The organism is Streptomyces sp. NPDC051776 (genome assembly GCF_040681345.1).
Classification (GTDB): Bacteria; Actinomycetota; Actinomycetes; order Streptomycetales; family Streptomycetaceae; genus Streptomyces.
The window spans coordinates 73,118-94,626 of sequence record NZ_JBFAYQ010000028.1; the positions used below are offsets into that span (position 1 = coordinate 73,118).

General features: G+C 71.1%; 16 protein-coding genes and 1 pseudogene. 8 read left to right on the top strand and 9 right to left on the bottom strand.

Annotated elements, in window-relative coordinates:
- Nucleotides 1–82 precede the first annotated feature (82 nt).
- Both AB0M26_RS21320 and AB0M26_RS21325 read left to right on the top strand, forming a co-directional pair.
- Complete coding sequence (locus AB0M26_RS21320) at nucleotides 83–568, top strand: DUF485 domain-containing protein (RefSeq protein ID WP_365263381.1); 486 nt, start codon at nucleotides 83–85, stop codon at nucleotides 566–568.
- Nucleotides 565–2,199, top strand: coding sequence for a cation acetate symporter (locus AB0M26_RS21325; RefSeq protein ID WP_365263382.1), 1,635 nt, complete (start codon nucleotides 565–567; stop codon nucleotides 2,197–2,199). Before AB0M26_RS21320 ends, AB0M26_RS21325 begins: the two co-directional genes overlap by 4 nt.
- 31 nt (nucleotides 2,200–2,230) lie before the next feature.
- Here AB0M26_RS21325 and AB0M26_RS21330 read toward each other — a convergent pair whose 3' ends face one another.
- From AB0M26_RS21330 to AB0M26_RS21355, 6 genes and pseudogenes are all read right to left on the bottom strand, one after another.
- Nucleotides 2,231–2,911 (bottom strand): response regulator, encoded by a 681-nt coding sequence (locus tag AB0M26_RS21330; protein ID WP_365263383.1) that lies wholly within the window; start codon nucleotides 2,909–2,911, stop codon nucleotides 2,231–2,233.
- Complete coding sequence (locus tag AB0M26_RS21335) at nucleotides 2,908–4,053, bottom strand: ATP-binding protein (protein ID WP_365263400.1); 1,146 nt, start codon at nucleotides 4,051–4,053, stop codon at nucleotides 2,908–2,910. The genes AB0M26_RS21330 and AB0M26_RS21335 overlap by 4 nt, the downstream gene beginning before the upstream one ends.
- A 201-nt stretch (nucleotides 4,054–4,254) precedes the next feature.
- A pseudogene (locus AB0M26_RS21340) lies at nucleotides 4,255–4,709 on the bottom strand (histidine kinase); the annotation flags it as partial.
- A gap of 159 nt (nucleotides 4,710–4,868) precedes the next feature.
- On the bottom strand, nucleotides 4,869–5,681 hold the full coding sequence (locus tag AB0M26_RS21345) for a carbohydrate ABC transporter permease (protein ID WP_365263384.1): 813 nt from the start codon (nucleotides 5,679–5,681) through the stop codon (nucleotides 4,869–4,871).
- Nucleotides 5,678–6,625: a sugar ABC transporter permease gene (locus tag AB0M26_RS21350; protein ID WP_365263385.1), complete on the bottom strand. Its 948-nt coding sequence runs from the start codon at nucleotides 6,623–6,625 to the stop codon at nucleotides 5,678–5,680. Before AB0M26_RS21350 ends, AB0M26_RS21345 begins: the two co-directional genes overlap by 4 nt.
- Nucleotides 6,626–6,638: 13 nt before the next feature.
- Entirely contained in the window at nucleotides 6,639–7,901 is a 1,263-nt protein-coding gene (locus AB0M26_RS21355; RefSeq protein WP_365263386.1) for an extracellular solute-binding protein, read from the bottom strand.
- A gap of 357 nt (nucleotides 7,902–8,258) precedes the next feature.
- Between AB0M26_RS21355 and AB0M26_RS21360 the strand changes: the two genes are divergently transcribed.
- Nucleotides 8,259–10,055, top strand: a complete 1,797-nt coding sequence (locus AB0M26_RS21360; RefSeq protein WP_365263387.1) for an alpha-glucosidase — start codon at nucleotides 8,259–8,261, stop codon at nucleotides 10,053–10,055.
- Between the two features lie 22 nt (nucleotides 10,056–10,077).
- Here AB0M26_RS21360 and AB0M26_RS21365 read toward each other — a convergent pair whose 3' ends face one another.
- Nucleotides 10,078–11,250: an ROK family transcriptional regulator gene (locus AB0M26_RS21365; protein ID WP_365263388.1), complete on the bottom strand. Its 1,173-nt coding sequence runs from the start codon at nucleotides 11,248–11,250 to the stop codon at nucleotides 10,078–10,080.
- Between the two features lie 206 nt (nucleotides 11,251–11,456).
- Between AB0M26_RS21365 and AB0M26_RS21370 the strand changes: the two genes are divergently transcribed.
- Nucleotides 11,457–12,476, top strand: a complete 1,020-nt coding sequence (locus AB0M26_RS21370) for a LacI family DNA-binding transcriptional regulator (protein ID WP_365263389.1) — start codon at nucleotides 11,457–11,459, stop codon at nucleotides 12,474–12,476.
- A 155-nt stretch (nucleotides 12,477–12,631) separates the two neighbouring features.
- On the opposite strand, the gene AB0M26_RS21375 is transcribed toward AB0M26_RS21370, so the two are convergent.
- On the bottom strand, nucleotides 12,632–13,894 hold the full coding sequence (locus tag AB0M26_RS21375; RefSeq protein ID WP_365263390.1) for a citrate synthase: 1,263 nt from the start codon (nucleotides 13,892–13,894) through the stop codon (nucleotides 12,632–12,634).
- Between the two features lie 91 nt (nucleotides 13,895–13,985).
- On the opposite strand from AB0M26_RS21375, the gene AB0M26_RS21380 reads away from it, so the two are divergent.
- A complete protein-coding gene (locus AB0M26_RS21380; RefSeq protein ID WP_365263391.1) occupies nucleotides 13,986–15,146 on the top strand; it encodes a citrate synthase/methylcitrate synthase in 1,161 nt (386 codons plus the stop codon).
- Between the two features lie 30 nt (nucleotides 15,147–15,176).
- A complete protein-coding gene (locus AB0M26_RS21385) occupies nucleotides 15,177–16,313 on the top strand; it encodes a CobW family GTP-binding protein (protein ID WP_365263392.1) in 1,137 nt (378 codons plus the stop codon).
- Between the two features lie 228 nt (nucleotides 16,314–16,541).
- Here the strand turns inward: AB0M26_RS21385 and AB0M26_RS21390 are convergent, their stop codons facing one another.
- On the bottom strand, nucleotides 16,542–18,992 hold the full coding sequence (locus tag AB0M26_RS21390) for a DNA topoisomerase IV subunit A (protein WP_365263393.1): 2,451 nt from the start codon (nucleotides 18,990–18,992) through the stop codon (nucleotides 16,542–16,544).
- Nucleotides 18,993–19,364: 372 nt separating this feature from the next.
- Here AB0M26_RS21390 and AB0M26_RS21395 point away from each other — a divergent pair, with 372 nt between their 5' ends.
- Nucleotides 19,365–20,753 (top strand): pitrilysin family protein, encoded by a 1,389-nt coding sequence (locus tag AB0M26_RS21395; RefSeq protein WP_365263394.1) that lies wholly within the window; start codon nucleotides 19,365–19,367, stop codon nucleotides 20,751–20,753.
- A 23-nt stretch (nucleotides 20,754–20,776) separates the two neighbouring features.
- Nucleotides 20,777–21,509: pitrilysin family protein (locus tag AB0M26_RS21400; protein ID WP_365263401.1), on the top strand; the 733-nt coding region annotated here is incomplete at its 3' end.

Here is a 21,509-nt window from a genome sequence, read left to right on the forward strand (position 1 = left end):
ACTGGAGAGTCCCGGATCTTCCCCGTCTGTCCATTCTTGCTCCGCGGCCATGCCGTCCGTCCGCGCAGCAAGGAGAGTCCGGGTGGAGAAGCACGACGGGACCGATGCCGGTTCGATCCGGCTCGACGACCCCTGGTACGACGCGATCGCCTCGGGCTGGTGCGAGCCCGCCCATGAGTTCCCGCCGGGAGGCGCGCAGGCCTCGGCTGCCCGCCCCCGGCCCGAGTCCGCCGCCGACGTCTATCTGGCAGTGCAGCAAAGTCCGGCCTTCAGGGAAGTGCGCAGCCGCTACCGCCGGTTCGTCATCCCCGCCTCCGTCGCCTTTCTGACCTGGTACTTCACCTATGTGATCGCGGCGACGGCCGCGCCCGGCCTGATGGCCCGGCCGGTCGCCGGAGGGCCGCTGAACGTGGCGATGGTCGCGGGGCTCGCGCAGTTCGTCACGACGTTCCTGCTGACCTTCGCCTACGCCCGCCAGGCCCGGCTGCGCCGCGACCGGGCGGCCCTCGATCTGCGCTGGGAGACCCAGGAGCTGACGCGGGACCGGACGCGGGAGCAGGGGCGTTGACCGGGTCCACCGCGGCGGCGGAGCACCAGACCTTCACGCTCGTGCTGTTCAGCGTCTTCGTCGCCGTGACGCTGGCCATCACGACCTGGGTGAGCCGCAGGCGCCGCGGATCGGCCGTGGAGTTCTATGCGGGCGGGCGGCTGTACTCGCCCATGGAGAACGGCTTCGCACTCTCCGGCGACTACATGTCGGCCGCGTCCTTCCTCGGCATCTCGGGCCTGATCGCGCTCTACGGCTACGACGGCATGCTCTACTCCGTCGGCTTTCTCGTCGCCTGGCTCGTGGTGCTGTTGCTCGTGGCCGAACTGGTCCGCAACTGCGGGCGGTTCACCCTCGCCGACGTCGTGGTGGCCCGTATGCGGGAGCGCCCCGTGCGGATCGCCGCCGGTGTCTCCTCCGTCACGGTCTCCGTTCTCTATCTCGTCGCACAGATGGTCGGCGCGGGGAGCCTGGTCACGCTGCTGCTCGGTGGCGCACGGCCGCCGTCGTCCGGCCCGTGGGGCGTGGACGACCCTGGCACCTGGGCCGTGGTCGGTGTCGGTGCGCTCATGGTGGTCTACGTCGCCTTCGGCGGCATGCGCGCCACCACCTGGATCCAGATCGTCAAGGCCGTGCTGCTGATGGGCGGAGCCGTTGCGCTGACGGTCTTCGTCCTGCTGCGCTTCCACGGAGACCTGGCCGCGCTGCTGACCACCGCCTCCGAACGGAGCGGTCACGGACGGGATTTCCTCGCGCCGGGCCTCGCGTACGGCAAGGACTGGACCGCGCGGCTGGACTTCATCAGCCTCGGCCTCGCGCTCGTCCTCGGCACGGCCGGGCTGCCGCACATCCTGTCGCGGTTCTACACCGTGCCCACCGCCCGGGCCGCCCGCCGCTCCACGGTCTGGGCGATCGGGCTCATCGGCTGCTTCTACCTCATGACCATCGTGCTGGGGTTCGGTGCGGCCGCTGTCGTCGGCACCGACGCCGTACGGACGTCAAGTCCGGCCGGGAATACGGCCGTTCCGCTGCTCGCGCTCGATCTCGGCGGTGGCGTGGGCACCACGGGCGGTGCGGTGCTCTTCGCGGTGGTCGCCGCCGTCGCCTTCGCCACCATTCTCGCGGTCGTCGCGGGCGTCACCCTGGCCTCTTCCGCGTCCGTCGCCCACGATCTGTACGCATCACTGCGCCGCCGTGCCCCGACGCAGCGCGGGGAGGTCGCCGTGGCGCGGGCGTCCGCCGTGCTGATCGGGGCGGTGGCCATCGGACTCGGGCTGCTCGCACGGGAAATGAACGTGGCGTTCCTGGTCGGACTCGCGTTCGCCGTCGCCGCGTCGGCGAACCTGCCCGTGCTGCTCTACGCGCTGTTCTGGCGCCGCTTCACCACCCGCGGGGCGCTCTGGGCGGTCTACGGCGGGCTGGTTCCGGCCGTCGTGCTGGTGCTCCTGTCGCCCGTGGTGTCCGGCAGCCCTCAATCCCTCGTCCCCGGCGCGGACTTCGCCCTCTTTCCGCTGCAGAATCCGGGGCTGGTCTCCGTGCCCCTGGGGTTCCTCGCGGGCTGGCTCGGCACGGTGACCTCGCGCGAGAGCGCCGACCCGGCGACGTACGCGGAGACCGAGGTGCGGGCGTTGACGGGCGCGGGGGCCGCCTGAGCGGTGGGCGCAGCCGGGTGGCCCAGGGGGCTCACGCCCGGGTCCAGACGTAGCGGTGTTCGGGGCGGCCCGTCTCCCCGTACCGGAGGCTCATCCGGACCCGGCCCGCCCTCTCCAGGAGCTTCAGATAGCGCTGGGCGGTCTGCCGGCTGAGCCCGGAGCGGTCGGCGACCTCCTGCGCGGACAGCGGGTCTTCCGCGCTCCGCAGAACCTCCCGTACGAGATCGGCGGTGAGCGCCGAGTGGCCCTTGGGCAGGTCGGGCGGCCCGGGCGCAACGGTGCCGAAGGCGCCGAAGATCCGGTCCACCTGGGCCTGTTCGGCCTCGCCTCCGGTGCCGAGGGCGCGGCGCAGGGCCGCGTAGCCGTCGAGCTTGGTGCGCAGCCCGGCGAAGGTGAAGGGCTTGACGAGATACTGGAGCGCGCCGTGTCGCATGGCCGCCTGCACGGTGGCGATGTCCCGGGCGGCGGTCACCATGATGACGTCGGTGTGGTGGCCGAGCTGCCGCAGCCGGGCGACGAGTTCCAGCCCGGTCTCGTCGGGCAAATAGTGGTCGAGCAGCACCAGATCGACCGGGGAGGTCCGCAGGACCTCCCGCGCTTCGGCCGCGGTGTGCGCCGTGCCCGCGACGGTGAAGCCGGGGACCCTGGCGACGTACGCCGCGTTGATCCCGGCGACCCGTACGTCGTCGTCCACGACCAGGACCTGGATCATCGGGTTTCGCCCGCCTCCGCCCGCGCCGATGGTCCCGGCTCCGATGGACTCGGCACCGATGGACCCGGCTGCGATGGACTCGGCTGCGATGGACTCGGCACTACTGGACCCTGCTGCGATGGACCCCGCACCAATGGACTCGGCTCCGATGGACCCGGCACCGCCTCGCCGGATGCCGCCGCGCCCGGCAGTGCTCCCGGCCGTTCCGCGGCCAGTTCCTCGGACAGGGCCTCCGGCAGGAGGACCGTGAATTCGGCTCCGCCATTCGCTCCCGCCCTGACCCCGGCGCTGCCGCCCTGGCGCTCGGCAAGCCGGCGCACCAGGGCCAGGCCGATACCGCGCTGCCCGTGCGACGGAGCCTTCTTGGTGGACCAGCCCTCGGTGAAGATCAGTTCGCGCTGTTCGGCCGGGACACCGGGCCCCGAGTCGCCGACCCGCACGACCGCCGTACGTCCCTCCGCCCGCAGCGCGACCTCCACTTGCGGATCGGCCGTAGCCGTTGCGGCGTCGAGTGCGTTGTCGACCAGATTGCCCAGCACGGTCACCAGGCCGCGCGGGTCGATCACCCGGTCCGGCAGCAGGGTGTCCTCGGAGATCCGCAGGCTCACCCCGCGCTCAGCGGCGACCGTGGCCTTGCCGACGAGCAGGGCCGCCAGCAGCGGATCGTGCACCCGCTCGGCCACCTGCTCGGCCGTCGCCCGGTGCACCCCGACGACCTCGGTCACGAACTCCACCGCCTCCTCGTGGAGCCCGAGCTCCAGCAGGCCCAGAAGGGTGTGCATCCGGTTGGCGTGCTCGTGGTCCTGGGCGCGCAGGGCGTCGATCAGGCCGCGCGTGCCGTCCAGCTCGCGCCCGAGGCGTTCGAGTTCGGTGCGGTCCCGCAGCGTGGCCACGGCACCGCCGTCGTCGGTGGGCATGCGGTTGGCGACGAGGACCCGGTTGCCGCTCACCGCCAGCAGATCCTGGCCCGTCACCCGGCCCGCGAGCACATCGGTGGTCCGGCCGGGGCCCAGCACGTCGTCCAGCGGCCGCCCCGTGTCCTCGGGGCCGATGCCCAGCAGCCGCTGCGCCTCGTCGTTCACCAGCCGCACCCTGCCCCGCGCGTCGAGGGCGACCACGCCCTCGCGGATGCCGTGCAGCATGGCCTCGCGCTCGGCGAGCAGGGCGGAGATGTCGGAGAAGGCGAGGTCATGGGTGCGGCGCTGGATCCTGCGCGCGACGATGTATGCCGCGAGCGCGCCGACGGCCGGGGCGCCGCCCGCGTATGCCAGCAGTCCGGGAAGGGCGGAGATGAGCCGGTCGCGTACGTTCTCGTAGGCGATGCCGACCGACACGGCGCCGACTATGTCGCCCTCCGCGTCGCGCAGGGGCACCTTGCCGCGGGCGGACCGCCCCAGCGTGCCGTTGTCGATCTGCATGACCTCGTGGCCGGCGAGGGCGGCGCTGGGATCGGTCGAGACATGGCGCCCGATCCGCTGCGGGAGGTGTGGGACCAGCGCACGCCGCGCTCGTCCATGATCACGATGTACTCGGCTCCGGTGGAGAGCCGGATCCGTTCGGCCTCGGCCTGGACGGGGCCGTCGGGCGAGGGCCGAGTCCGCTGGAGGTCCTCGGCGAGTCCGGGGCGTGCCGCCGTCGTCTGCGCGATCGACAGTGCCCGGCGCATGGCCTGGTCGTCGAGCTGATCGCCGAGCGGCTGGAGGAAGAGTCCGGTGGCCAGCGCGGTGACGCCGGTGGCGATGGCGAGCTGCATGAGCAGCACCTGCGAGAAGACGCGGCGTGGCCATCCGATACGCATGTGTCCGCCTCCGTCTCGCCGCTCACCGCTCCTATCCGGAGCGCCCTCTTCCGCTTCGGTCCAGGGAACGAAGCGTAGAGGGCGGCCAGGTGAGCGGGGTCCGGCGATTGTTGTAGCGCGAGCAAAACGCGCACAACAGGGGCGGGACGGAATCGCGCTCTACTTCAGGGCACCGGCCTGCATGCCGGAGACGAAGTGACGCTGCCCGAGGAGATAGATCACCAGGACCGGGATCAAGGACAGCACGGACGCGGCGAACACCAGCCCCCAACTGCTCGCGTGCTGGCCCTGGAACTGAGCGATGGCCAGCGGCAGGGTCTGCTTCGCCGGGTCGTTGATGATCGTCAGAGCCCAGGGGTACTCGTCCCAGGAGGCGAGGAAGGCCAGGACCGCGGAGGTGGCGAGCGCCGGCCGGGCCAGCGGCAGGTAGAGCGTGGTGAACCGGCGTACGGTGCCCGCGCCGTCGATCATCATCGCCTCGTCCAGCTCATGCGGCACCTGCTCGAAGAAGCCCCGCAGCAGGAAGGTGTTGAACGCCATTCCGGTGCCTATGTAGAAGACGACCAGCCCCGAGAGGGTATCGGTGAGCTGCAGCGTGCGGGCCACGGTGAACTGCGGGATGAGCAGCATCACGCCGGGCACCATCAGCCCCAGCATCATCGTCCAGAACAGCACGGCGCGCCCGGGGAAGCGGAAGCGGGCGAAGGCGTACGCCGCGAGCGCGGCCAGAACCGTCGTGCAGAAGGTGCTGACCGTCGCCACGATGAGCGAGTTGGCGAAGAACCGGGCGAAGTCGTTCGCGGTCCAGGCGGTGGAGAAGTTCTCCGTCGTCGGGTCGGAGGGGATGAACTGCGGCGGGACGTCGAAGACGGCGGTGTCGTGCTTGAAGGACGTCGAGAGCATGTAGAGGAACGGCGCGGTCACGACGAGCGCGCCCAGCGTCAGCAGCACGAAGCGGATGTGGCGCGTCATTTCTCCACCTGGTTCACGAACACGGTCTGCACGATCGACAGCACCAGGACGAGCACGGTCATGATCAGGGCGAGTGCCGAGCCGTAGCCGAAGTCCAGGAACTCGAAGGCCTGTTGGTAGACGTAGGTCAGCGGCACCTCGGTCTGTCCCGCCGGGCCGCGGGAGGTCATGAGCAGCACCGAGATGAAGACCTGGAAGCTGCCGATGACCAGCAGGACGGTCACGAACAGCAGATTGCGCCGCAGCCCCGGCAGGGTGATGTGCCACAGGCGGCGCAGCCGGCCCGCGCCGTCGAGGGAAGCCGCCTCGTGCAGGTCCTCGCTGATGCCCTGGAGACCGGCGAGCAGGATGACGGCGGTCCACCCGATGCCCTTCCAGATGCCGAGCGCGCACAGGGCCGCCAGGGCGGTCCAGCGGTTGTCCAGCCAGGCGATGTCGGTGCCGAGCGCCCAGTTGACCAGTCCGCCCTCGGTGGTGAACAGATACCGGAACAGCAGGGACACCACGACCCAGCTCGTCACCACGGGCAGATAGAACAGCACGCGGAAGACGGTGCGCCCGGGGAGCTTGCGGTTCAGCAGGAGCGCGACGAACAGGCCGATGACGACCTGACCGGGCACGGTGACCAGCAGGTAGACGGCGACGTTCACCATGCTCAGCCAGAAATGGCTGTCCTGCAGGGCCCGGGTGTAGTTGTCGAGCCCGACGAACGTCTGCACGGCGCCCGGCAGCGGACTCCACCGGTAGAGGCTGATCTGGGCGGTGATGAGGATGGGGTAGAGCACCGCCAGGACGAACAGGGCGTACGCCGGGAGCAGGAAGCCGTACGGGGCCAGACGGCCGGCGCCCCCGGTCCGCCTCACGGAGCGCGAGGCGGCCGGGGTGGGGGAGGCCCCCGCGGAGGCGGGGGCGGTGGCGACCGGGGTGGGGGTGCGGGTCTTCACGGTGCGGGCCGCCTCAGCCCTCTGCCAGCAGCGTGTCGATCTCCGCCGCCGCCTCGTCGAGGGCCTTCTTGACGTCCCCGTGATCGGTGAAGGTGGTCTGCAGCTTCTTCTTCAACAGATCATCGATCTTGGGCCAGTTGGGCACGGGCGTGCGGGGACGTGCGGTCTTGAGCTGGGTGGCGTAACTCTTGTAGACGGGGTCGATCGCGGCCATGTCGACGTCCTTGAGCACGGACATCTGGCCGACCTCGGCCATCGCCCTCTGGGCCTTGGGGCTGAGCAGATAGCGGGTGAACTCGGCGGCGAGCTGCTTGTTCCTGGACGACTTGGTCACGACGACGTTCTCGCCGCCGACGACGCTGATGCTGCCGCCGGGGCCTGCGGGCACCGGTGCGGCCTTCATCGCGAAGTCGGGGTACTGCTTCTTCATCACCGGGTACAGCCAGGGGCCGTCCAGCAGGCTGGCGTAGTCCCCTTTGGCAAGGCCCTGGGGGAGGGCCTTGCTGCCCTGGCTGCCGACGATGAGTCGGGGTATCTGCTTCTTGTCGTAGAGGTCCTGCAGCAGCTTCACGCCCCGGACGGAGGCGGGGCTGTTGAGGTATCCGGTGGCCTTCTTGTGGTCCTCATCGGTGATCTCGCCGCCGGCCGACCAGATCCACGGCGCGACGTTCCAGCCGGTCAGGTCGTTGTCGGCGAAGAGCTTCACGCCCTTCGCGGAGAGCTTGTCCGCGTACGAGCGCATGTCCTTGAAGGTCCTGGGCGGCTTCTTCATGCCCGCCTTCGCCAGCGCGTCGCTGTTGTAGAGCAGCACCCGCGTGTTGGTGTCCAGCGGCACACCCCAGTACCTGTCCTGGTACTTGTTGGTCTCCAGGGGGCCCGGGTAGGTCTTGGCCACGAGCTTGTCGAAGTCGGGGAGCAGCGCCTTCATGTCCTCGAGCAGGCCCAGCTTGGCGAACTCGGGCACCCACACGATGTCCGAGCGCAGCACGTCCGGCAGCGTGCCGCCGGCCGCGGAGGTGACCACCTTCTGGTGGAGCTTCTCGTAGGGGATCGAGACGTCCTTGACCTCGGCGCGCGGGTGCTGTGCCTCGAAGCCCGGGATGACCTTCTCGCGGAGCGTCTTCACCTCGGGGGAGTCGGCGCTGTACGAGTGCCAGAACGTGATCGTGCCCTCGGCCTTTCCGGCCTTGGTCGAGCTGTCGGGGTTGCTGGTGACGCAGCCGGCCGCGAGCACGGCGCACGTGGCCACCAGGGCGAGCGGGAGCGCTCTGCGCATCGGAGTTCCCTTCTCTGGATGGGCGGCACGCGCCGTCGCGCACCGCCGTCGCGCCCGGCCGGCCTCGGCCGCCGGCAGATGCCGGAGGGCCCTCGTGGGGGAGGGAGGTACGTGTGCTGCGGAGAGCGGCATCCGCGCCAGGGGCGAGCCGTGGACGGGATCGTGGCACGCCGACTTTTCTTCGTCAAGAAACTTTGCCAGCTTAAATTTGGCGCATGAGTGCCCATAGCTGGCGCTTGAGCGCCGATCTTGGAGGCATTTGACGGATGGAGGCTTTCGTCGTACAACTAAGCGGCGCCTGTCTGCTCCGCCAGCCCCGCAGACAGGCGCTCCGGCTTCCCAGGAGAGGTTCCACAGGTGAAGAGCAGCGCCCACGTCCGCACCGGCGACGCCGACCCGCATCCGTACGTGCTGCCGCACCCTCGGGCGCACCGGGCGACGTGGTGGGAGGACGCGGTCGTCTACCAGATCTATCCGCGCAGCTTCGCCGACTCCGACGGCGACGGCATCGGGGATCTGCGCGGCATCATCGGCCGGCTGGACCACCTCGCCGGCTTGGGCGTCGACGTGCTGTGGCTCTCCCCGGTCTACCCGTCGCCGCAGGACGACAACGGCTACGACATCAGCGACTACCAGGACATCGACCCCGTCTTCGGCACCCTCGCGGACTTCGACGACCTGCTCGCCGCCGTCCACGCGCGCGGCATGAAGCTCGTCATGGACCTGGTGGTCAATCACACCTCCGACGAACACCCCTGGTTCACCGAGTCGCGCAGCTCACCGGACAGCCCCAAGCGCGACTGGTACTGGTGGCGCCCCGCCCGCCCCGGCACAAACCCTGGTGAGCCCGGCGCCGAGCCCACCAACTGGGGCTCGTTCTTCAGCGGTCCGGCCTGGACGCACGAACCGGCGAGCGACGCGTACTACCTGCATCTCTTCTCGCCGAAGCAGCCCGACCTCAACTGGGAGAACCCGGAGGTCAGGCAGGCGGTCCACGCGATGATGCGGTGGTGGCTCGACCGCGGCGTGGACGGCTTCCGGATGGATGTCATCAACCTGGTCTCCAAGGACCCGGCACTGCCCGACGGTCCCGTGAGCGTCGGCAGTCCGTACGGGGACGGGTCGGCGGCCTACGTATGCGGCCCGCGGATCCACGAGTTCCTGCAGGAGATGCACCGTGAGGTCTTCGCCGGACGCTCGGACCGGCTGCTCACTGTCGGTGAGATGCCCGGCGTCACCGTCGAGGACGCCAGGCTCTTCACCGACCCCGCACGCGCCGAACTCGACATGGTCTTCCAGTTCGAGCACGTCGGACTCGACCACGGCGACGGCAAGTTCGACGTGCGGCCGCTGCGGCTGACCGACCTCAAGGCGACGCTGGGACGCTGGCAGACGGGGCTCAACTCCACCGGCTGGAACAGCCTCTATTGGAACAACCACGACCAGCCGCGCATCGTCTCCCGGTTCGGCGACGACAGCGAGGAGTACCGGGTCCGCTCGGCGACCATGCTCGCCACCGTTCTCCACCTGCACCGCGGCACGCCGTACATCTACCAGGGCGAGGAACTCGGCATGACCAACGCGCCGTTCGCCTCGATCGAGGACTTCCGCGACATCGAGTCCCTCAACCACCACGCCCAGGCAGTCGCCGCGGGCGGCGACCCGGAGGCCGTGCTCGACGCCCTGCGCGCAATGAGCCGGGACAACGCCCGTACGCCCATGCAGTGGGACGCGGGTGAGCACGCGGGCTTCACCACTGGCACCCCCTGGATCCCGGTGAACCCCAACCACCGGGACATCAACGCCGCGGACGCGGTGCTCGACCCGTGTTCGGTCTACCACCACTACCGGCGTCTGATCGCCCTCCGGCACACCGAACCCGCCGTTTCCCAGGGCGACTTCACCATGCTGCTCGACGACCACGAGCAGATCTACGCCTTCACGCGCCGCCACCGGTCCACCGAACTGCTCGTCATCGGCAACTTCGCCACCGAGACCCTGCCCGTGCCGGTGCCCGACGCGGGCGACTGGGCGCGGGCGGACGTCCTCGTCGCCAACTATCCCGGTCCGCCGCCCGGTGTCGCGGCCATTCCGGACGCGCCGCTGCTGGTGCGCCCCTGGGAGGCGTACGTGCTGCGCCGCACCGTCGGCTGATCGCGTCCGCCGCGGAGCAGGCTCAATCCGCTGCGGTGCCCTCCTCGGCGGCACCGCTGAGCACGTAGTCCTGGACCGCGGTGGCCGCGGCTCCCCGCGCCCACTGCGCAAAGTCGACTGCCTGCACTTCGAGGGAGAGAGGCGCCGCCCGTGGATTGCGGTCCCGGCGCAGCGCCTCATCGAGGGCGGGCCGGGCGACCTCGGCCAGGCGGATGCCCTCGCCGGTGAGGATCACCAGGGGCGTCATCGTGAGATTGGCGACGGCGGCGACGAGCCGGCCCAGGGCCCGTGCGGATGCCGTGATCACCGGCTCCGCGACCGGGTGTCCTTCGGCGGCCAGGTCCAGGCACTCCTCGTAGGTCACCGGGCGCTGCAGCCCCACGGACACGGACGCGCAGACGCTCGGCATCGACAGCATCGCGCTCGCGCAACCCCGGTGCCCCTCGGGGCACATGGGACCGAGCGGATCGAGCGGGAAGTGCCCGACCAGGCCCACGCCGGCGTCCGGGCTGTCGACGACCGCGCCGTGCACCACCAGCCCGTAGCCCACGCTCACCCCGGTGGTCAGGACCGCGAAACGGTCGTGGTCCCGGGCCGCGCCGAACCAGTGCTCGGCGCGCGTCAGGGCCAGCAGGTCGTTCTCCACGACGGTGGGCAGCCCGGTGGCTTCCTCCAGCAGCGCGCCCAGGGCGATGTCCTCGGTCCACTCCAGGAAGGGGGCGGCCACGACCGTACGGTGGTCGGGCACCTGGCCGCCCAGGCTCAGGCCCAGCGCCGTCACGTGCGGGGCACCCGAGGCCAGTTCGGCCACGAGCCCGGCGACGGTGGCGACGACCGCCTCCGGGTCCTTGCCCCGGAGATCGGACCGGCAGGAGGCGATGACCTCGGCGCGCAACGTGGTCAGGACGGCGTGCGCGTCCTCACCGGTCACCTTCACGCCGATGAAGTGGTGCGAGGAGGGTGCGATGTCCAGGGGCCTGGTCGGCCGGCCGGTACGGGACTGCTGGCTCGGCCCCTCCTCGATCAGCAGCCCGCTGTCCAGGAGGGGTTTGGCCAGCCGTGTGACGCTGGCCGCCGACAGGCCCAGCCGCCGGGCGAGTTCGCTGCGCGGGAGCGGGCCGCGCAGCAGGACCTCCAGCGCGATGGCGTGGGCGGTGCCGGTGAGCCGCGTCCACGGCGGCGGGATCGCGGTCACCGCGAGAACCTCCAACTGACGTGGTCGCCTCCCTGCCGCGGCCGGCGCGGGAGACAACCCCGGGGCGTACTTACTTGAGGGGAGAAAGTAACCAGAGTGTCCCGTTGTTGCAAGGCGGTATCGGCGGTGGAGCCCGGTGCCGTACTACGGGCTGCGGACCACCCTCTCGCAATCCGCTTGCGCAGCCCTGCGCTAATCTTGCGCATGTGACGCGACGACTTGCCGAGGTGGCGCAGAAGGTCGGGGTCAGCGAGGCCACCGTCAGCCGGGTTCTCAACGGCAAGCCCGGGGTCTCCGAGGGGACCCGGCAGGCCGTGCTCAGCGCGCTGGACGTCCTCGGCTACGAGCGCCCCACGCAGCTGCGCGGCGAGCGCGCCCGCCTCGTCGGCCTGGTCCTGCCGGAGCTGCAGAACCCCATCTTCCCGGCCTTCGCGGAGGTCGTCGGAGGGGCGCTCGGCCGGCTCGGACTGACTCCCGTGCTCTGCACCCAGACCAAGGGCGGGGTCTCCGAGGCCGATTACGTGGACCTGCTGCTCCAGCAGCACGTGTCGGGCGTGGTCTTCGCCGGCGGGCACTACGCGCTGGCCGACGGCCCGCACGAGCACTACCGGCACCTCGCCGACCGCAGGATTCCCGTCGTGCTGATCAACGGCACCGTCGGGGGCCTCGGCTTCCCCGGTGTCTCGTGCGACGACGCGGTCGCCGTCGAGCAGGCCTGGCGCCATCTCACCTCGCTCGGTCACGAACGCATCGGGCTGGTGCTGGGCTCGTCCGGCCATGTGCCCTCCGAGCGCAAGCTCGCTGCCGCCCGCTCCCTGGCCGCCTGCCACGCGGGCGGGCTGCCGGACGACCGTGTGGCGCGGACGATGTTCTCCCTGGAGGGCGGCCAGGCCGCCGCCGGTCGACTTCTCGACGCCGGGGTGACGGGATTCGTCTGCGCCAGCGATCCGATGGCGCTGGGCGTGGTCCGTGCCGTACGCCGCCGGGGCCTGTCGGTGCCGGGCGACGTCTCCGTCGTGGGGTACGACGACTCCGCCTTCATGAACTGCACCGAGCCGCCGCTGACCACGGTCCGCCAGCCCATCGACGCCATGGGCCGGGCCGCCGTCGAGCTGCTGTCCGCGCAGATCGGAGGTCACTTCGTGACACGGGACGAGCTGCTCTTCGAACCGGAGCTCGTGGTGAGGGGGTCCACCGCCCAGGCACCGCGCGACCCTGCGCCGTAGCGGGCCGCCCATTTCGTCCGTTCCTTGCGCTCTGTGCGCTCCCTCTTGCGGAGTCTCTTTCATCGCCGACGCGGGGGAGTTCCTTTCGTTGCTGTGGAAGCGGCTGGGGTCGTTGCTGCGGAAGCGGGGTCGTTGCTACGGAAGCGGGGTCGTTGCTACGGAAGCGGCTGGGGCGGGCGGGGCCCGCGGTAGCGACCGGTGGGGCGCATCCTCAGCGGCTGCTCCGCATACTCCTCCAGCGCGTGGGCGATCCAGCCCGCAGTACGCGCCACCGCGAAGACCGTCTCGCCCGCCTCGGGCCCCATCCCCGCCGCCACTGACAGCACGGCCAGCGCCAGATCGACATTGGCGTGCAGGCTTGCGTGCCGGGCCGCCGTCGCCTCCACCTCACGGGCTGCCGCAAACGCCGGTTCCGCCGGCTTCATCTCCTCCAGGCGGGCGAACAGTGCCCGGGCGCGCGGGTCCTCGCCCGGATACAGCCGGTGCCCGAGCCCCGGTACGCGCCGTCCAGTACGCAGATGGTCGGCGACGACGGCGGCCGCGCTGCCCCGTTCCAGGACCTCGGCCAGCATCCGATGCGCCAGTGCGCTCGCGGCGCCGTGCAGGGGCCCCTCCAGAGCGCCGAGCCCCGCGGACACCACGGCGTACGGGTGGGCGCGGGCGGAGGCGGCGACCCGGGCGGCGTACGTGGAGGCGGCCAGATCGTGGTCGATCAGCAGGACGAGCCCGGTCTCCAGGGCGCGCAGCGACGCCTCGTCGGGCGCGGTGGGGGTGAGCCGCGACCACAGGCGTCGGGCAAGCGTGGCGCGTGGCCCCGGGTCGCCTCCGGCGGGCGCCAGGGCATCGACCAGAGTCGGGATCAGGCTGCGCGCGGTGGCCAGGACCGTGGGCCGGGACAGATCGAAGCGCAGCGGGTCGGCGGCGCCCGCTGCGACGGCGGCCACGCGCAGCCGGTCCAGCGGGCCGCTGTGCCGGGGCAGCGCGTCGGCCGCCCGGCGGGCGGCGGCCAGGGTCTCCTCGGGTGCGGTGAACCGGATGCCGGGCGTCATGGTGCCGGTCCACAGCCACTCGGCGACCTCTTCGCAGCCGTACCGCCCGGCGAGCTCCACCGCGTCGACGCCGCGGAAGTAGTAACGGTCCTCTCCGATCAGGGTGATGCCCGTGCCGATGGCAGGCACGGCGCCCGCCTCGCCGGAGTCACCGCCGAAGGCCGTCTGGTCGCGTCGGCCGCGCCGCGCAAGCGCGTCCACCTCGCCCGGGTCGAAGGTGCTGCCCCGGCCGCCGGTCGTACGGTGGCTGGTCAGCAGGCCCCGGCTGACGTACGCGTAGACGGTCTCGGGCTTCACGCCGAGCCGCTCCGCGGCCTCCCGCGTGCTCAGCCGCCGCTCTGTCGCCGCGGATCCCGGATCTTCCGCCATGGCTCGTCGCACTCCCATGTTGATCGAATCAATATTGACATCAATTCCATCAAGGATGGACAGTCGAATCAATACTTCTGGGAGGAACACGATGGAGACCATCCCGCCCGAGGCCGCCGTCGGCGTGCCACGCGGACTCAAGGGAGTCGTCGTCACCGACACTGCGCTCGGGGACGTCCGGGGAAGCGAGGGCTTCTACCACTACCGCCAGTATTCGGCCGTCGAACTCGCCCGCACACGCACGTTCGAGGACGTGTGGCACCTGATGTTCCACGGCACGCTCCCTGGCCCCGCCGCTCGCGCCGCCTTCCGTGAACGGACCGCGGCACTGCGCCATCTGCCCCCGGACGTCGCCGCCGCCCTTCCCGCGATCGCCCGCGCCGGCGCCGCCTCGGGACCCCTGGCCGGCCTGCGCACCGCGCTGTCCCTGCTCGGTGCCTCGTCCGGCTTCCGTCCGCTGTACGACACCGGGCCCGACGGGCGGCGCGACGACGCGCTCGCCGCCTGCGCCGCCGTACCCACGCTGCTCACCGCGCTGCACCGGCTCGGCCGGGGCGAGGAGCCCATCGCCCCACGGGACGACCTGCCGTACGCCGCCAACTACCTCTGGATGCTGGACGGTTCGGACCCCGACCCGATCCGCGTCCGTGCCGTCGAGCACTACCTCGTCTCCACCGTCGACCACGGCTTCAACGCTTCCACCTTCACCGCCCGCGTCATCGCCTCGACCGGAGCCGACCTGGCCGCCTGTCTCGTGGGCGCCGTCGGTGCCCTGTCGGGCCCGCTGCACGGCGGTGCGCCGAGCCGCGCCCTCGACACACTCGACGCCATCGGGACGCCCGAACGCATCGACCCATGGATCCGGGAACGGGTGCTGGCGGGGGAGCGGATCATGGGATTCGGGCACCCCGTGTACCGCACCGAGGACCCCCGTTCGCGTATGTTGCGCTCCATCGCGGAGGAATTCGGCGGCCCGCTGGTGGAGTTCGCGGTCCAGGTCGAGGAGCGGGTCGAGGCGGTCCTCGCCGAGCTCAAGCCGGGCCGTGAACTGCACACCAATGTGGAGTTCCACGCGGGCGTGGTGATGGAACTCTGCGGCATTCCGCGGGAGATGTTCACCCCGACGTTCGCCGCGGCACGCGCCGTCGGCTGGAGCGCCAACATCCTGGAGCAGGCCCAGGACAGCAAGATCATCCGTCCCGCGGCGCGTTACGTCGGCCCGCCCCCCGCCCAGCCGGTCCCGGCGGCCTGACCCTCCCCACGGCCCGGCTACGATCGGGACGTGGTCACGCAGCAGATCCCCGTCATCGTCCTCGCAGGCTTTCTGGGATCGGGGAAGACCACCCTGCTCAATCATCTGTTGCGGCACAGCGGGGGCAGCCGTATCGGGGCGATCGTCAACGACTTCGGCAGCATCGAGATCGATGCCATGACGGTGGCGGGACAGGTCGACTCGATGCTGTCGCTGGGCAACGGCTGCCTGTGCTGTGCCGTCGACACCACCGACATGGACGAGATGCTGGAGCGTCTCACCCGTCCCTCGGCACGGATCGACGTCATCGTCATCGAGGCGAGCGGCCTGGCCGAGCCGGAGGAGATGATCCGGCTGATCCTCTCCAGCGAGAACCGGCGCATCGTCTACGGCGGACTGGTCGAGGTCGTCGACGCCGCGGAGTTCACGGCGACCCGGGAGCGGCATCCGGAAGTCGACCGCCACCTCCGCGTCGCCGACCTCGTCGTCCTCAACAAGGCCGACCGGGTGGGGGAGGACGGACGGTCCGCGATCCTGGAACTGCTGCGGACGCTCAGTCCCGGGCGGCCCGTCGTCCACGCCTCGTACGGCCGGGTCGACCCGGAGCTGTTCTTCGACCGGCGGGAAAGGGGCGACGACGGGGCGGGGGCGCGGCAGCTCTCGTTCGAGGACCTTTACGCGGAGATCCTGGCCGCCGAGGACGGCGGCCACGACTGCGCCGCCCACGGCTCCGGGTGCGCTGGCGGTCACGGAGAGGACGACGGTTGCGGGGGCCCCGGTCGACATCTCCACGCCGCCTACGAGAGCGTGTCCTTCACGTGCGGCGACCCCCTGGACCCGCGCCGCTTCATGGAGTTCCTCGATAGGCGGCCCGAAGGGCTGTACCGCATCAAGGGGTTCGTCCACTTCGGCGTCGACGGCCACCGGCAGAAGTTCGCCGTGCACACCGTGGGCGACTTCCTCCGCTTCTACCCCTCGCCGTGGGAGCGGGGCGAGGAACGCACCAACCAGCTCGTGATGATCGGCACCGGCATCGACGCCGCCGCCCTCCAGGATCGGCTGACCACATGCGTCGGGACCGGCCAGGAACAGGCCGGTCCCGAGAGCATGTGGGGCGTCCTGCGCTACACACAGGACCAGACCGCACCCCAACGTCCGACCTCCTGACGCAGGTCGTGCTCATGCGGAACCTCCGGGGCGGGGCGCGGCCCTGTGCGAGGAGCCCGGTACGGGGACGACGGGAACGGATCTCGTGCTGGAGCGGTTCTTCACCGACGTTCGGTCGGCAGTGCCGACGGTCGCTGTGCGGGCACGCGGTCCACTCGCGCGGGAGCCCGAGCACCGGGCGCCGCGGGCCTGTCCGGCACGCCTGGCCGGACAGGCCCCGGGCCTATGTCACACCGGCCCCGCCACCACCGCGACCGCCTTCGCAAGCGGCACGCCCGAACCGTCGCGGCGCGGGTCGGGCTCCGGCAGGACCGCCGGAGCGCCCGCAGCCGTCGCGGCGCGAGCCGGAACCGCGCCGGCCCATGCGAGGACCAAGGCGTCCTCGCCCTTGAGGAACCGGTGGCAGCGTACGCCCCCGGTCGCCCGGCCCTTGCGCGGGTACTGGTCGAACACCGTCAGCTTCGCGGTGCCCTGCGCGGTGCCGTCCAGAGTGCCCTGCGCGCCCGCGACCGTGAACACCGCGGCGTCGGACGCCGGATCGACCGCGGTGAACGAGATCACCTTCGCGCCCGCACCCAACTTGATGCCCGCCATGCCGCCCGCCGGGCGGCCCTGCGGCCGTACCTGCGAGGCCTGGTAGCGCAGCATCTGGGCGTCGTCGGTGATGAAGACCAGGTCCTCCTCGCCCGTGCGCAGCTCGACCGCGCCGACGATCCGGTCGCCCTCCCTGAGGGAGATGACCTCCAACTCGTCCTTGTGGGACGGGTAGTCGGGCACCACGCGCTTGACCACACCCTGCTCGGTGCCGATCGCCAGGCCCGGCGAGGACTCGTCCAGCGTGGTCAGGCAGACCACCGTCTCGTCCGGCTCCAGGCTCACGAACTCGGCGAGCGGAGCGCCGCCCGCGAGATTCGGCGTGCTGGCCGACTCGGGCAGCATCGGAAGGTCGATCACCGACAGCCGGAGCAGACGGCCTTGCGAGGTCACCGCGCCGACCTCACCGCGCGCCGTCGCCGGGACCGCCGAGACGATCACATCGTGCTTGGCGCGCTTGGTCTCCTGCGGGCCGAACGGCTCGCCGTTGGCCGTACGGGCCAGGAGACCCGTCGAGGACAGCAGCACGCGGCACGGGTCGTCCGCGACCTGCAGCGGTACGGCGGTGACCGGGGCGTTCGAGGACTCCAGCAGGACCGTGCGGCGCGGCGTCCCGAACTTCTTGGCCACCTGCGCCAGTTCACCGGACACCAGCTTGCGCAGCTCCTGGTCGGATTCCAGGATCCGGGTCAGCTCCTCGATCTCCACGCCCAGCCGGTCCCGCTCGGCCTCCAGCTCGAGCCGGTCGAACTTCGTCAGGCGGCGCAGCGGGGTGTCGAGGATGTACTGCGTCTGGACCTCGCTCAGCGAGAAGCGCGCCATCAGGCTCTCCTTCGCCTCTGCGGAGTTCTCACTCGACCGGATGATCCTGATGACCTCGTCGATGTCGATCAGGGCGATCAGCAGGCCCTCGACCAGATGCAGCCGGTCACGCCGCTTGCCGCGGCGGAACTCGCTGCGCCGGCGGACCACGTCGAACCGGTGGTCCAGATAGACCTCGAGCAGCTCCTTCAGGCCCAGGGTGAGCGGCTGACCGTCCACCAGCGCCACGTTGTTGATGCCGAAGGACTCCTCCATCGGCGTCAGCTTGTAGAGCTGCTCCAGCACGGCCTCGGGTACGAAGCCGTTCTTGATCTCGATGACCAGGCGCAGTCCGTGCGCACGGTCGGTGAGGTCCTTGACGTCCGCGATGCCCTGCAGCTTCTTCGCGTTGACCAAGTCCTTGATCTTGGAGATGACCTTCTCGGGCCCGACCGTGAAGGGCAGCTCGGTCACCACCAGGCCCTTGCGGCGGGCGGTCACGCTCTCCACCGCCACCGTGGCGCGGATCTTGAAGCTGCCGCGCCCCGTCTCGTAGGCGTCGCGGATCCCGCTCAGCCCCGTGATGAGCCCGCCGGTCGGCAGGTCCGGTCCGGGGACGTGCTTCATCAGGGTCTCGAGGTCGGCATTGGGATGCCGGATCAGATGGCGGGCGGCGGCGATGACCTCGCCGAGGTTGTGCGGCGCCATATTGGTGGCCATGCCCACGGCGATCCCGGACGCGCCGTTGACCAGGAGGTTGGGGTACGCGGCCGGGAGCGCGACCGGCTCGCGCTCCTGCCCGTCGTAGTTGGGCGTGAAGTCGACGGTGTTCTCGTCGATGGACTCCGTCATCAGGGAGGTCGCCGAGGCCATCCGGCACTCGGTGTACCGCATCGCGGCGGGCGGGTCGTCGTTGCCCAGCGAGCCGAAGTTTCCGTGGCCGTCGACCAGCGGCAGCCGCATCGAGAACGACTGCGCCATGCGGACCAGGGCGTCGTAGATGGACGCGTCACCGTGCGGGTGCAGCTTTCCCATCACCTCACCGACGACGCGCGCGCACTTCACGTAACCGCGGTCGGGGCGCAGGCCCATCTCGTTCATCTGGTAGACGATGCGGCGGTGCACCGGCTTCATGCCGTCGCGGGCGTCGGGAAGCGCGCGCGAGTAGATGACCGAGTAGGCGTACTCGAGGAAGGAGCCCTGCATCTCGTCGACGACGTCGATGTCGAGGATGCGCTCCTCGAAGTCGTCCGGCGGCGGGGTCTTCGTACTGCGGCGGGCCATCGCGGCTGCTGCTCCTTAGAACTGCCTGAGCGGGGTGTTCCGACGTTCCTGACGCCGACCATTGTGGACCCACCCGCCGACAACGCCGCCCACGACCCGGTCGGGGCCTGCCCCCAGGGCCCGCGATCGGTTTCGGCGAGGAGTCACCGACGGCCGGTACCGCCGGGAAGCGCCCGATCACGCCGCAGCCGCCGCACCGCGGACCGGCCGGCAGGCATGACCGGACCAATGGTGGCATCCTTCCCGGGCACGGGGTGCGGGATCGCCGGGCTTCGGCCCGCCGTTCCGGAACTTCGCCAGGTGGCAGCGCGCTTGCATACAGTGGCAGGACTGCCCCACCCACCTCGACTCACAGCGATCGAAGGGACGTACATGCCCATGGGTCACACGGCCACGCAACAGGCCGGCTCCGGCGGCCTGACAGCGACAGAGCACCGCCTGGCGAACGGCCTGCGCGTGGTGCTCTCCGAGGACCACCTGACCCCGGTCGCCGCGGTCTGCCTCTGGTACGACGTCGGCTCCCGCCACGAGGTCAAGGGCCGTACCGGCCTGGCCCACCTCTTCGAGCACCTCATGTTCCAGGGCTCCGCCCAGGTCAAGGGCAACGGCCACTTCGAGCTCGTGCAGGGCGCGGGCGGCTCCCTGAACGGCACCACCAGCTTCGAGCGCACCAACTACTTCGAGACCATGCCCGCGCACCAGCTCGAGCTCGCCCTCTGGCTGGAGGCCGACCGCATGGGCAGCCTGCTCGCAGCGCTCGACGAGGACGGGCTGGAGAACCAGCGGGACGTCGTGAAGAACGAGCGCCGCCAGCGCTACGACAACGTCCCCTACGGCACCGCCTTCGAGAAGCTCACGGCGATGGTCTACCCCGAGGGCCACCCCTACCACCACACCCCGATCGGCTCCATGGCCGACCTGGACGCCGCCTCCCTGGAGGACGCGCGCGCCTTCTTCCGCACCTACTACGCACCCAACAACGCGGTGCTCTCGGTCGTCGGCGACATCGACCCCGACCGGACCCTGGCCTGGATCGAGAAGTACTTCGGCACCATCCCCGCCCACGACGGCAAGCCCGAACCGCGTGACGGCACCCTTCCGGAGACCATCGGAGAGCAGCTCCGCGAGGTCGTCGAGGAAGAGGTCCCGGCCCGCGCCCTGATGTCGGCGTACCGCCTGCCGCACGACGGCACCCGCGAGGCGGACGCCGCAGACCTCGCTCTCACCGTGCTCGGCGGCGGGGAGTCCTCCCGCCTCCACAACCGCCTGGTGCGCCGCGACCGTACGGCCGTCGCCGCGGGCTTCGGCCTGCTGCGGCTGGCCGGCGCGCCCTCGCTCGGCTGGCTGGACGTGAAGACCTCCGGCGGCGTCGAGGTCCCGGACATCGAGGCCGCGGTCGACCAGGAGCTGGCGCGCTTCGCCGAGGAGGGGCCGACGCCGGAGGAGATGGAGCGGGCCCAGGCGCAGCTGGAGCGCGAGTGGCTGGACCAGCTCGCCACCGTGGGCGGCCGCGCCGACCAGCTCTGCCGCTACGCGGTCCTGTTCGGCGACCCGAAGCTGGCGCTGACCGCCGTCGACCGCCTGCTGGAGATCACCGCCGAGGAGGTCAAGGCCATTGCCGCCGCCCGGCTGCGCCCCGACAACCGTGCGGTCCTGGTCTACGAGCCGACCGGACCCGCCGCGAGCGGGGACACCGCCGCCGACGCATCCGCCGACAGCCATGCCGCCGACGACAACGCAGGACAGGAGGCGGCTCAGTGAGCGACGCCATCCCCACAGGACAGATGGACTTCCACCCGCAGCCGCAGGGCGGTGCCGCCAGGCCGTGGGCCTTTCCGGCCCCCGAGCGCGCCACGCTCCCCAACGGCCTGACCGTGCTGCACTGTCACCGCCCCGGCCAGCAGGTCGTCGCGGTCGACGTGAACCTCGACGCACCGCTGGACGCCGAGCCCACCGGACTGGACGGCGTCGCCACGATCATGGCGCGGGCGCTGTCCGAGGGCACCGACAAGCACACCGCGGAGGACTTCGCCGCGGAGCTCGAGCGCTGCGGCGCCACCCTCGACGCGCACGCCGACCACCCGGGCGTCCGCGTCTCCCTGGAGGTCCCCGCCTCCCGGCTGGCCAAGGCCCTCGGACTGCTGGCCGACGCCCTGCGCGCCCCTGCGTTCCCCGACGGCGAGATCGAGCGGCTGGTCCGCAACCGGCTCGACGAGATCCCGCACGAGCAGGCCAACCCTGCCCGCCGCGCGGCCAAGGAGCTCTCCAAGGAGCTGTTCCCGGCCAACTCCCGGATGTCCCGGCCGCGGCAGGGCACCGAGGAGACGGTCGAGCGCATCGACGCCGCGGCCGTTCGCGCCTTCTACGAGGGCCATGTCCGCCCCGCCACCGCCACCGCCGTCGTCGTCGGCGACCTGACCGGGATCGACCTCACGTCCGTCCTCGGGGACACCCTCGGCGCCTGGACCGGCAACACCGCCGCGCCTCGGCCCGCCTCCCCGGCGACCGCCGACGACA